Consider the following 13,232-nt stretch of genomic DNA (forward strand, 5'->3'; position numbering starts at 1 on the left):
TATCACATTTCATTTTTATATCTAAAATTATAATCTATATAAGGAAATTATATTGAATAAAAACGGGGGTAACTGTTATGGAAAGTTTAAAATGGATAATGGGATATTTAAAAAACCACATTCCAAAATACAGTATTGCATTAATTTTAGTACTAATAACTTCACTTTTAAGTATGATTAATCCCTTCCTAGCTGGAGATATTATTGATAGGGTCTTAAATGGTAATGAAAAGAATATATTAATCCCTATTTTAATAACTATGCTAGTTGTTGTTGTAATAAAAGGCGTACTTACTTATATATATCAAATGATTTTTGAAAAAGTATCACAAGATATACTTCTTAATATTCGTAAGGATTTATATTCTAAATTATTAAAATTAGACTTTGACTATTATAACAATACCAAAACTGGTGATATTATGGCTAGAATGACTGGTGATACCGATGCACTTCGTCACTTTATAGCATGGGTTGTATATAATATTTTATCAAATCTAAGCGTATTTATATTTGCAATTATTTCAATGTCTATTGTAAGCCTCCCTTTAACTCTATTTATGCTTACTATTTGTCCTATAATTGCAATAACAACTATAAAAATGGGAATTCAAATTTCCCCCACTTTTTATAATATAAGAGAAGCTTATTCAAAGCTTAATTCTGTTACGCAAGAAAATATAAGCGGTAATAGAGTTGTAAAAGCCTTTAGCAGAGAAGATTATGAAATAGAAAAATTTAATAAAGAGAATTTGAATTATAAAGAAAAAAATATGGATACTACCAACATTATAGGTAAATATATGCCTGTATTAGAATACTTATCAAGCTTTTTATCAATAATAATGATACTTGTTGGAGGTATTTTAGTAATTAATAAATCTATGACATTAGGTGATTTAGTCATATTTAATGGGTTGCTTTGGGCATTAAATAACCCTATGAGAATGGCTGGATATTTAATTAATGATACAGAAAGATTCATAGCTTCTTCAATTAAAATAAGAGAATTATTAAATACAGAATCAAATATTAAAAACTCTAAATCTCCTATTAAATCAGAAAGAATTCATGGTGATATTTTGTTTGATAACGTTTCTTTCAACTATGGAGATACTGTAGCCCTAAAAAATATTTCTTTTGAAGCTAAATGTGGACAAACTATTGGAATAATAGGGCCTACTGGAGCTGGCAAATCTACTTTAGTAAATTTAATTTGTAGATTTTACGATGCAACAGAAGGTGAAGTTTTAATTGATTATACACCAATAAAGAACATAGATATTAAACAATTAAGATCTTCAATAGGAATGGCCATGCAGGATATATTCTTATTTTCAGATACCATTGAAGGCAATATAGCTTACGGTAATCCTTCAGCATCACTAGATAAAGTTAAGGATATTGCCAAACTTTCTGAAGCACATGGATTTATTTCTGAAATGCCTGAAGGCTATGACACAATCATTGGTGAAAGAGGTGTAGGCTTATCCGGTGGACAAAGGCAAAGAATATCCTTAGCTAGAGCTTTAATAACTAATCCTTCAATATTGATTTTGGATGATACAACTTCCGCTGTTGATATGGAAACAGAATTTAAAATTCAAAAAGAGGTTAATTTAAATAACCCAAATAGAACTAACTTTATAATTGCTCACAGAATATCTTCTGTTAAATCTGCTGATTTAATATTAGTCCTTGATAATGGCAGAATTATTGAAAGTGGTACACACAATTCATTAGTTAATAACAAAGGATACTACTATGAAGTATATAAAACTCAATTTGGAGATTTCAATTTATCTAAGGAGGTAATATAAATGGCTAGAAATAAATATGATATCGATGAAGAGTTACAAGAAGGTTTTAATTTCTCTCACATTAAGAGACTTACAAAATATATGAAACCATATAAGCAGAAGATTAGCATATCAGTTGTATTAATGCTAATTTCAAGCTTTGTTTCACTTCTTGGACCATACTTAATAAAAATAGCTTTAGATGATATTATACCATCTGGTAATATACTAAACTTAATAATTTTATCCCTTATTTATGCATTATCGCTTGTATTAGTTAGTGCATTTATGAAACAACGTATACTTACAATGGGTGAGGTTGGACAAGATATTCTTGTAGATATGAGAAATGATTTATTTGTGAATTTGCAAACCCTTCCATTTACTTATTACGATAGTAGACCCCATGGAAAAATTTTAGTAAGAGTTGTAAACTATATTAATTCCTTAAGTGATTTATTATCTAATGGATTTGTTAATTTAATTGCCGATACTGTAACTCTTTTAATTACTGTTGTATTTATGTTTTACTTAGATTATAGACTTGCACTAGTTAGCTTAATTGGATTACCAGTTTTAATTGCTGTTATGATGTCCCTAAAAAGGGCTCAAAGACTTGCTAATCAAAGACTTAGCTCTAAGCAATCCAATATGAATGCTTATGTACATGAAAGTATAAATGGAATTAAAGTAACTCAATCTTTTTCTCGTGAAGAAGAAAATATGAAAATTTATGAAGATGTTTGTAAACAATATAGTGATTCTTGGATCGATTCAGTTAAATTAAACTTCTTAGTATGGCCATCTATAGATATTATTTCTGTTGCTTCTATTTCTTTAATTTACTTATTTGGTATTCTAATCTTTGATTCATCAATTAAGGTAGGGGTACTAGTAGCATTTATCGGATATGTATGGAGATTTTGGGCACCTATAACTAATATAGGTAACTTTTATAATACAATAATTAATGCTATGGCTTATTTAGAAAGAATTTTTGAAACAATGGATGAAAAACCATTAATTCATGATGAACCTAATGCAAAAACTCTTCCTTCAATTGAAGGACATGTTGAATTTAAAAATGTAACCTTTATGTATGAGGAAGATAATCCTATATTAAAAAATATTGATATGAATATTAATAGCGGTGAATCTATAGCTCTAGTTGGACCTACTGGTGCAGGTAAAAGTACTATTGTAAGCTTAATAAGTAGATTTTATGATATTAATGAAGGGGAAATTTTAATTGATGGAATTGATATTAAAGATGTAACTTTAAAATCTCTTAGACAACAAATGGGTATCATGCTTCAAGATTCATTTATCTTCGCTGGAACTATAATAGATAACATTCGTTACGGTAAACTTGATGCAACTGATGAAGAAGTTATTGAAGCTGCTAAAATCGTACAAGCTCATGAATTTATAATGGAATTTGAAAATGGATATTATACTGAAGTAAATGAAAGGGGTTCAAGGCTTTCAGCTGGCCAAAGACAACTTATATCATTTGCAAGGGCATTACTAGCTGATCCTAGAATTCTAATATTAGATGAAGCAACTTCTAGTATAGATACTCAAACAGAGCTGCTTCTTCAAAAAGGATTAGATGAATTATTAAAAGGAAGAACTTCATTTATAATTGCTCATAGGTTATCTACAATTAAAAATTCTTCAAGAATAATGTATATAGATGACGGACGTATTGTTGAATGTGGTACACATGATGAGTTAATGTCATTAAAAGGACATTACTACAACCTTTATCAATCACAATATGCGCTTTTAAAAGAAGCAATTTAAAAATAGTTAAGGGTTAATAATAAGAAGTTAATAGTTAATGAATAAATTTAGCTTCAGCTAAATTTAGAAACTCCATAAGGAGTTTCTACCTTAACTCTTAACTAACCTTCAGTGTATTATTAATTTTACTCCCAAATATCCAAAGGATATCAAAGCGGTATTCCATATGCTAATTCCTAGTGATGAGTATAATACAAATCCAAAAAAATCCGTTCGGACAACTCCTGATACTAATGATATTAATGTTCTTATTACAGGTATTAATCTACAAATAAAAACCGCTTTATTACCATACTTTTTAGAATAGCTTAATATCTCTTTAGTATACTTTTCAGTTTTAGGTGCTTTTTTATTAAACCATTCTAGAATCGGAGTTCCTATGTAATAACCTATGATATAAAAAGCTATACTTCCAAACACAGCAGCAGCTATGGATATTAAAATTACTAGAAATAGACTATTTTTTGTTTCTGCTACAAAGGCTCCTATTGTAGGCATAACTACTGTAGCAGGAACACCTGGACAATTTAGATGTTCTAAAAAAATAACTATAAATAAGAAAATAAGTCCGTATTTAGAAAAATACTCTAATATTATGCTAGTCCCCATTACATCCCCCCCCATTTTTACTAGAGTTTTTAAATAATTATTATATTAATATGTTAACCCTTTACCATATATACTTGGAATGTTTCTATTTTAGATGTAATTATAAATTTTTTCTTAATTATTTCATGTTATCGATTTCATTAATTGGAATATTTAAATATTAGTTGTATAATAATCTATGATTTAATAGTAAATTAACTTTTTTTAACAAATATTTAGCTTTAAAAAACAATCATAGGGGGATTTTTATATGAAACTTTCTTTTACCGAGCAGTCGAAGCGCTCATTTTTGAAATTTTTATTTGCTCCATTAATTATTAACTTTATTATTGAGCTTTGTAGTAGAAGAAGCCTGATAGATACTTTTGGATATATCTTCGGTTCTCCATTAGTATTTCTATATAACTCGTTAATTATTTTATCGACTTTATCAGTAGTACTATTATTTAAAAGAAGAACTTTCCTTTTCACATTAATTACAACTATTTGGATTGGTTTTGGTATAACAAATGGTATTATATTAAGCAATAGAGTTACACCTTTTACAGCAACAGATTTAACGCTTGCAGAATTTGGACTAGGTATTATTTCTAAATATTTATCTCCATTAATGACAAGCTTAATTAGTGGTTTCTTAATATTAGTAGTAATAGGAATTGTATTTCTATTTTTCAAAGGACCAAAATTTAAAGAAAAGATTAATTATAAGAGAAATATTTTAATTGTTGCTGCAACATGGACAATCTTATTTGGATCAACTAAGCTTGCAATAACAACAAATGTTATATCTTCTTATTTTGGTAATATCGCATTTGCATATTTAGATTATGGTTTTCCTTATTGTTTTTCAAATACTCTATTTAATACAGGTATTGATAAACCTACTGATTATTCACAAGAAAAGATTGCATCTATTTCTGATTTAATCACTACTAAGGATACAACTAATGTTGCCACTACAAGTGACAATGATAATGATGATATCTTAATAGCTAGTACTGAAGGTGGATTAAATCAAGATGAAACTGAGAAAAAACCTAATATCGTTATGGTTCAATTAGAATCATTTTTTGATCCAACACTAGTGAATTTTTTAGAATTTTCTCAAGATCCAGTTCCTAACTTTAGAAGTCTTATGGAAAACTATCCATCTGGATACGTAACAGTTCCATCTGTTGGTGCTGGAACAGCAAATACTGAATTTGAAGTTTTAACTGGAATGAGCCTTAAGTTCTTCGGTCCTGGTGAATATCCTTATAAAACTATTCTTCAAGAAAGTACTGCTGAAAGTGTAAGTTATAATTTAAAAGATTTAGGTTATTCAACTCATGCTATTCATAATAATAAAGGTACATTCTATAATAGAAATTTTGTATTTTCACAATTAGGATTTGATACTTTTACTTCATTAGAATATATGGAAGTTGAAGAGTTTACTGTAAAGGATTGGGCAAAGGACTTTTATTTAACTGATGAGATATTAAAATCGCTTGACTCTACAGATGGTTCAGATTTCGTTTATACAATTTCTGTACAATCCCATGGTGATTATCCTAAAGAGCAAGTATTAGAAAATCCAATAATTACAGTTGGTGGTTTACCTGATGAAGGAACTACTAACGCATTTACTTACTATATAAATCAACTTTACGAAGTAGACCAATTTATAGGTCAATTAACAGAAGCTCTTTCTCAAAGAGATGAAGATACTGTATTAGTATTATTTGGGGACCATTTACCTACTCTTGGATTTAAAGATGAAGATTTAGATAACGGTTCTATATTCCAAACTGAATATGTTGTATGGAGCAACTTTGATCTTGAAAGAGAAGATCAAGATTTGACAGCTTACCAATTAACAGCTTCAGTATTAGACAGCTTAAATATTGATAGTGGTGTTTTAACTAAATTCCACAACCAATTTAAAGATTCAGAAGATTACCTATCTGATTTAAAATTATTACAATATGATATGCTATATGGTGAAAAATATATTTACAGTGGTGAAAATCCATTTATAGCTACAGATTTAAAGATGGGTACTTATGATATTACTATAACTAATGTTTATGAAGAAGATGGTAACTTAATAGTAAAAGGTGAAAACTTCAATAAATACAGTAAAATTTATATCAATGAGCAATATACAAAAACTGTTTTTGTTGATGAAAACACATTAATGGCACAAAATGTTACCTTAGAACCTGATTCATCAATCGTTGTAACTCAACGTACTAGTGGTGGTGGAAAATTAGGCTCTACAAATACTTTTACTTATACAGTTGATGATGGAGATGTAATTGAAGTTCAATAATATAATTTTAGGGATGTATCAAATTATTTTGATACATCCCTATTTTATTTTTATTATAAACCAGATTCCTCTTTTAATACTCTTAATTCTTCTTCAGTTATATTTCTCCATGTTCCATACTCAATATCGTCTAATTTAATATTCATTATTCTTATTCTCTCAAGCTTAATTACCGTATATCCAAAAGCCTTAGTCATTCTTCTTATTTGCTTATTTAAGCCTTGAGTTAAAATTATTTTAAAAGTATTATTATTTATTTTTTCAACTTTACATGGCCTAGTAATTACATCTCCTATGTCAACTCCATCTGCCATTTTTCTGATAAAATCATTATCAAAGTCCTTATTAACTGTAACTATATATTCTTTTTCATGTAAATTATCTGACTCTAATATTTTATTTGCAAGTACACCATCATTAGTCATTATTATTAACCCTTGAGATTCCTTATCCAATCTTCCAACAGGAAATATATATTGATCATAATTCATATAGCTAATTATATTATCTTTAACTTCTTCAGCTGCTGTACAAGTTACCCCTACTGGTTTATTTAATACTATATAAACCTTATCCTTAGACTGAACTCTTTGTCCATCTAAAAATATTTCATCTTCCTCTTCTACCCATTGCCCAGGTTCACATAATACACCATTAACTACAACTCTTTTTTCTTCAATTAATCTATTAGTTTCTCTTCTAGAGCAAATACCCAAATTACTGAAAAGTTTATTTATTCTCATTAATTAATCTAATCCTCCCTAAATTTATCTTACGTCTTATAACACTATATAAATAATACCTATGCTTAAATAAAATGACAAGTAAATTGACTTTATCTCATTTAATTAAAATAATATAAATAAGTATCCTCTAATGTACTTTTAACATTAATAACATTTAACTCTTTAGGGTCTTTCCCTGAAACTATTCTTGCTAATAGTCCGTCATTAGTTTTTATAATATTGCTAATACTATACTTCTCTTTTATCTTATTAAGTTCATCTTCTTTTATTTTAACTTCAAATACTTTCCCCTGCATATTTTCTACTATAGCAGCAGGACTATCCTTTAATATCAGTTTACCTTTATTCATAAGTAAAACTTCTTTAGATATATACTGTATATCAGATACAATGTGGGTAGTAATAATAACTATCTTATTTATAGCAATTTCACTTATAAAATTTCTTATTCTTATTCTCTCCATTGGATCTAATCCAGCCGTAGGTTCGTCTAATAATAACACTTTAGGATCGTTAAGTAATGATTGAGCAATAAGTATTCTTTGTTTCATTCCACCTGAATATGCCCCTAATTTCTTATCAGCATTATCTTGCAAATTAACTAACTCCAATACATTTTCAATTCTTTCTCTTGCTTCTTTTTTAGAAAGTCCTTTTAATGATGCCATATACCATAAAAATCGCCTTCCAGTAAAGCTTTTGTAAATACCTTGCTGTTGTGGCATGTATCCCAATATATTTCTAAAGTCCTTACCCAATTTCATTATATTTTTATCATTATATAATATTTCTCCACTATTAGCTTTAATATTATCAGCTATTATATTCATTAAAGTAGATTTTCCAGCTCCATTAGGACCTAAAATACCATAAACACCACTAGTAAACTCAGTATTTAAGTTATCTAAGGACTTTGACTTTCCTTTAACATATGTTTTGCTTAAATTCTTTATTTCTAGTTTCATGCTTGTACCTCTCTTTTTAATAACCTTTCATTTTTAAACTTCTTTTGTGTAATAAATATCATCCCACTTACTAATGTTATACTGATAATAAAATAAATTAAATTGAACCTTATTCCATGTTTATAAGCTAATGACTCATTAAGGCTAAAAATATTTGAAATTGATACATTTCCATTAAGATTTATTCCTATTATTCTCATTAATATACTTGGTATTAATAAAATTGTTGAAAAAATTATAGTAGCAATATGATTTTTACTTAAGACAGATAAACAAAGTATACATGCTGTTATACACATTACCCCTACATATTTTAATATATTTTCAAAAATTATAAATTTTAAAACTGTTAACTTCCATGAAAGATTCATATATTTTTCTATACTTTGAATAGGTGCACTTAAAAATTCAAATCCAAATTCATTTATAACATTAATATAGTTAGGCATATATACTAGTACAAATAATAATCCTGTAATTATATAAGCTATAATGAATTTATATAAAAATAATTTATTTCGTTCCTTACTAGCTTGAATTAATATCATAGCTCCACTTTTATATTCTTTTGCAAAAACATTAGAAAAAATAATAATAAGTAATATACATAAATATACTCCATTGTTCAATTCCGATTTTAAATTAAATAATTCTTCTTTTATATTTTTATCTATAAAATGAACATTTATCTTTGTCTTATCCTTTATATATTTTAAGTATTGATATTGATTATATAATTCATCGAATGCATCTACTCTCTTATTAAGAATTTCTAATTTCAATGATTTTTCTTCATATTCAGACCTAGTTATTCTATCTTTTTTTAATAAATACTCATTCTTTGCTTTTTGCTCTCCAATACTGTAAAGTTTTATTTGTTCCCTCTCTAAGTAGTTCTCTTTGCCTTGATTTAATGGTCCCGAAAGTTTATTTATATAATTTTTATATATAATAGTATCATTATCATAATATCTTTCTTCATCAATATTTATATTAGAAACACTTATAAATACAGCTATCAAAATTAATACATAAGTTTTATTTTCAATAATTATTTTATACATCTCATTAAAAAATAATGTTGATGGTATCGTAATTCTACTTATCTTATTTCTTAACTTTGAGAAAATATTTAAATTTAATTCTTTACCTTTAATATCTTTTTCCTTTATAAAAATTAAAATATTAACTACTATAAGTGTTGGCAAAACTGTTATTAACATAAGTTTATATATGAAAAATAAGTTTATTGCTTTTGCAAAAAAATTTATATTTACATATTCTCCCACTACTTTTCCTATCGATAAAAACGAAAATATATTTATATATTTTAAAGTATTTAAGGTAGAGTTAAATGGAATAAATTTATAAAATATATAGCTTAAAAAAATAAAAATAATTACTGCCATATATGCTTTTGTTATATTTTTATTTAATTGAATTATCATCGTAATTATTATTGAAATCATTATTACGGTAAACATTTTAAATAATATTAAAAGTAATAAATATTCTTTGATATTTATTAACATATTGCAGCTTCTAAAGTTTGAAATAGATTGGATACTTCTATTTACATCCCCAAATCCATATAATTTATTTGAAGCTATAATTAATAAAAAATAGATAATAGCTGTTATTATAATTATTGAAATAATCATTGTAATTAATTTTGTAATAATTAATGGGGCCCTTCCCTTCTTATTAGCTTTAATAATCATTAAGGTTTCATTTTCTCTTTCTTGTGAAAATATACTTATTGATAAAATTATAATTATTAATAATATACTTAAATCTGCTAATAAGTAGTTAGATATAGATGTAACCCCTTTTTCAATTCCTACAGTTGTTTCTACTAAGTTTAGTTTTTTGAAATCTTCTGCTGTTTTTATTATATTGTTATATGAAAAACTTCCCTTTTTATGAAATATGGATACTTTAATAAGCTTGTCCTTATCTTCTTCTACGCTTTTTAAGTAATCTTTATATGTATCAACATAATTAATTTGATTACTTAAAATCTCTATTAGATATAAATCTACATTAAGCATATTGAAATCTTTTGAATATATACTTTTATTAAACTTTTCTATGAGTGCTTTTTCTTCATCTTCTATGACCATATAATTATTATCATTTTCTATATACATATAATAAACATATATATAATCATTTAACTCTTTTCCTAGCTCTTCTAACCCTTTAGAATCATTTTTATAAGTTTTTTCAAACTCATTATACCTATCTAAATTATTTATAAGCATATCATTATATTTAATCTGCTCATTATAAAATCCTAAAATACTTATAATAATTAATATTATAATGCTAGCTATTACCGATTTATTAGAAAATATTTTTTTAAACTCATACCTTAGTATCCATCTCTCCCCCTTTCATTTACCATAAAACAATTAAATACTATTTTAAAATCTCATAATATTCTTAAATGAATATTATTTACTAACAGCCGTATCTAAATATTTTTCTTCTAATTCAAATAATGTTTTCCACATCAAATTTCCTGTTCCTATTTCGCTTTTATCAATATATTTTATATATGCTTCTTCTTGATTTTGTCCCTTTAAAAACATATATTTTTCATCTCCACTAATGATATTGCCTTCTATATAATTATCTTCAATACTTATAGAATCTATTTTATTTCCTTCCTTATCATAAACTATTATTATTCTATTTTGCTCCTTATCCTCCTTGGATAGAATATTATCTATGTATATATAACTATCATCAGAATAATGAGTTAAGTCTGAAAACTCCCTTTTAAATAGCTTTTTAGAAACACCAGTTTCTATATCACTTTTATAAATATAATCACTATACTCTATATCTTCTTCATTAATACTTATTGGAGTAAATATATAATCTCCTTCACTTATAGTTAATGGTCCCACATATTTTAAGTTAATATCTTCTGCGATTTGTTTTACATTATTATCATTAATATCATATACAAATTCTTTACCCAAAAAAATTTCATCTTCTGAATCATATTTAGTATATCTTACTTTATTTCCAACAGGAGTTATATCATGAATTATAGCCATAACTCCTTTCCCTGAAACTATTTCAATTGGTTTTACTGACTTTTTAAAAATATCATACTCCTTTAAAGCATATTCATATATTCCATCTTCTACTTCTTGCTCATCATTAGAAATAACAGATGTTGCATAATATAGTTTTCCTTTATGTAATGCCATTGATGTTATATTATCCTCAAGAGTACAAACTGTTTTTCTTTTAGAACCATCTAATGAAATTCTGATTAGTTCTGGTTCCCAAATATCTTTTAAAAAATCCATATCAATATAACAATAAATATAATTATCATATGTAGCTACTAATTTAGGCTGCCCATCAGTTATTAAAAATCCATTACACTTATACTTCTTTGTTTCATCTAACTCCTTATCATGTAAACAATTAGGTTTATCACATAAAACTAATGATTCCATTGTTTCATAATCACAATAATATAAATATAATCCATTAATAAAATAATATCCTTCGCTACTAGAAGTTAAAGCTTGTACAGAATTACTCTCTCCATACATATATTGGTACTCTGTATCAATACTTTGTTTTCCACAACTAATTCCAGAAAAAATTATAAAAATAAATAAGCTTAATAATATATTTTTCATATATTCTCTCCTTATAATGAATATGTTAGATAATCTTATTAGATATATATCATCTAATAAGAGTTGTATCTAAATATTTTTCTTCCAGTTCAAATAAAGTTTCCAATTTAGCAGTTCCTGTCCCTATTTTACTTTTATCAATATATTTTAGATATGCTCCACTTTCATTTTCATACCTAACAAATATATATTTTTCATCTCCACTATTAAAGTTATAGGAATCATTTACCTCTGACACCTCTATACTTTCTAATCTATTTCCCTTTTTATCATATATATTTAATACCCTCTTTTTATTATCGTTATTTAATGATGCTACATTATCTGAATATATATAATTATCATCTGAATAATAAACAATTTCCTCAAATGTTCTTTGAAATAAAACTTTTGATTCTTTTGAATTTAAATCATTAATGTATATATTAGAATCTAAAATCACCTCATCATCTTTAATTATTCTTGGAATAAACATAATCATTTTATTGAAAATACTTACAATTCCTAAATTTTCATCAGTAACTTCTTCTCCAACCTTATATTCAAGTTTACTACTTAAATCATATACATAATATCCATATTTCAATTCATTATTATCTCCACTAAATTTTGTATAAATAAGTTTATTACCAATTGGAATAATCTCTTGAATAGATGCCATTACACCTTCATATTTTAGTATTTCTTTAAATTTACTATTTAATTTAGATATATCATATTCCTTAATATAACATTCATACAAACCATTATTTTCATCTTTAACATTTTCTACAGAATAATATAATTTTCCCCTATGTAAAGCCATTGACATTATATTTTCTTCCAACTTACAAACAGTTTTTCTTTGTGTGCCATCTAAAGAAATCCTAATTAATTCTGCTCCTGAATAATAATCTTTTAAAAAATCATTTTCTATATAATAATAAATATAACCATCATAAACTGTTAATAATTTAGGACTACTTCCATCATTTATAAAACCATTACAATTCATTTTCTTTGTCGAATCCATTTCTTTATCATGTAAACACTCTACTCTATTACATAATACAGTAGACTCCATTGAATCATAGTCACAAAAATATAAATACAGCCCATTAACAAAATAATATCCATCATCACTTGCTGTAATATATCTATCTCTTTCCCCCATCATATACATATATTTTGCATCTTGTCCCTCTATATATTTATTAATACTTTCCACATTTTTAGAGCAACCTACCATATATATATTGATTACTAAAGCAATAATAAAAATTCCTATTCTCATTATTTGTTCCCCTTTTAACAAGAAGAGAAATTAAAATACTTTTTAATTCTCT

The 13,232-nt window shown here is 25.9% G+C and carries 9 protein-coding genes; 3 read left to right on the forward strand and 6 right to left on the reverse strand.

Annotation, left to right across the window (positions count from 1 at the left end):
* Nucleotides 1–77: 77 nt before the first annotated feature.
* Together I4V63_RS03665 and I4V63_RS03670 are read left to right on the forward strand one after the other, a co-directional pair.
* The gene (locus I4V63_RS03665; protein ID WP_195999942.1) at nucleotides 78–1,820 is read left to right on the forward strand and encodes an ABC transporter ATP-binding protein; all 1,743 of its coding nucleotides are present in this window, start codon (nucleotides 78–80) and stop codon (nucleotides 1,818–1,820) included.
* A complete protein-coding gene (locus I4V63_RS03670) occupies nucleotides 1,821–3,605 on the forward strand; it encodes an ABC transporter ATP-binding protein (protein ID WP_195999943.1) in 1,785 nt (594 codons plus the stop codon).
* Between the two features lie 108 nt (nucleotides 3,606–3,713).
* On the opposite strand, the gene I4V63_RS03675 is transcribed toward I4V63_RS03670, so the two are convergent.
* Nucleotides 3,714–4,214: a DedA family protein gene (locus I4V63_RS03675; RefSeq protein ID WP_195999944.1), complete on the reverse strand. Its 501-nt coding sequence runs from the start codon at nucleotides 4,212–4,214 to the stop codon at nucleotides 3,714–3,716.
* A 250-nt stretch (nucleotides 4,215–4,464) separates the two neighbouring features.
* Here I4V63_RS03675 and I4V63_RS03680 point away from each other — a divergent pair, with 250 nt between their 5' ends.
* Nucleotides 4,465–6,528 (forward strand): alkaline phosphatase family protein, encoded by a 2,064-nt coding sequence (locus tag I4V63_RS03680; RefSeq protein ID WP_195999945.1) that lies wholly within the window; start codon nucleotides 4,465–4,467, stop codon nucleotides 6,526–6,528.
* 53 nt (nucleotides 6,529–6,581) lie between these two features.
* Here the strand turns inward: I4V63_RS03680 and I4V63_RS03685 are convergent, their stop codons facing one another.
* The 5 genes from I4V63_RS03685 to I4V63_RS03705 form a co-directional block, all read right to left on the reverse strand.
* Nucleotides 6,582–7,271 (reverse strand): pseudouridine synthase, encoded by a 690-nt coding sequence (locus I4V63_RS03685; protein ID WP_195999946.1) that lies wholly within the window; start codon nucleotides 7,269–7,271, stop codon nucleotides 6,582–6,584.
* 101 nt (nucleotides 7,272–7,372) lie between these two features.
* Entirely contained in the window at nucleotides 7,373–8,239 is an 867-nt protein-coding gene (locus I4V63_RS03690; RefSeq protein ID WP_195999947.1) for an ABC transporter ATP-binding protein, read from the reverse strand.
* Nucleotides 8,236–10,503 carry a hypothetical protein gene (locus I4V63_RS03695; RefSeq protein WP_195999948.1) on the reverse strand — a complete coding sequence of 756 codons (2,268 nt, stop codon included), beginning with the start codon at nucleotides 10,501–10,503 and terminating at the stop codon, nucleotides 8,236–8,238. Before I4V63_RS03695 ends, I4V63_RS03690 begins: the two co-directional genes overlap by 4 nt.
* A gap of 192 nt (nucleotides 10,504–10,695) precedes the next feature.
* Nucleotides 10,696–11,907 carry a hypothetical protein gene (locus I4V63_RS03700; protein WP_195999949.1) on the reverse strand — a complete coding sequence of 404 codons (1,212 nt, stop codon included), beginning with the start codon at nucleotides 11,905–11,907 and terminating at the stop codon, nucleotides 10,696–10,698.
* 49 nt (nucleotides 11,908–11,956) lie between these two features.
* Entirely contained in the window at nucleotides 11,957–13,180 is a 1,224-nt protein-coding gene (locus I4V63_RS03705) for a hypothetical protein (RefSeq protein ID WP_195999950.1), read from the reverse strand.
* Nucleotides 13,181–13,232 lie beyond the last annotated feature (52 nt).

Origin of the sequence: Clostridium sp. 1001271B_151109_B4 (genome assembly GCF_015670405.1) — a bacterium.
GTDB lineage: Bacteria > Bacillota > Clostridia > Clostridiales > Clostridiaceae > Clostridium.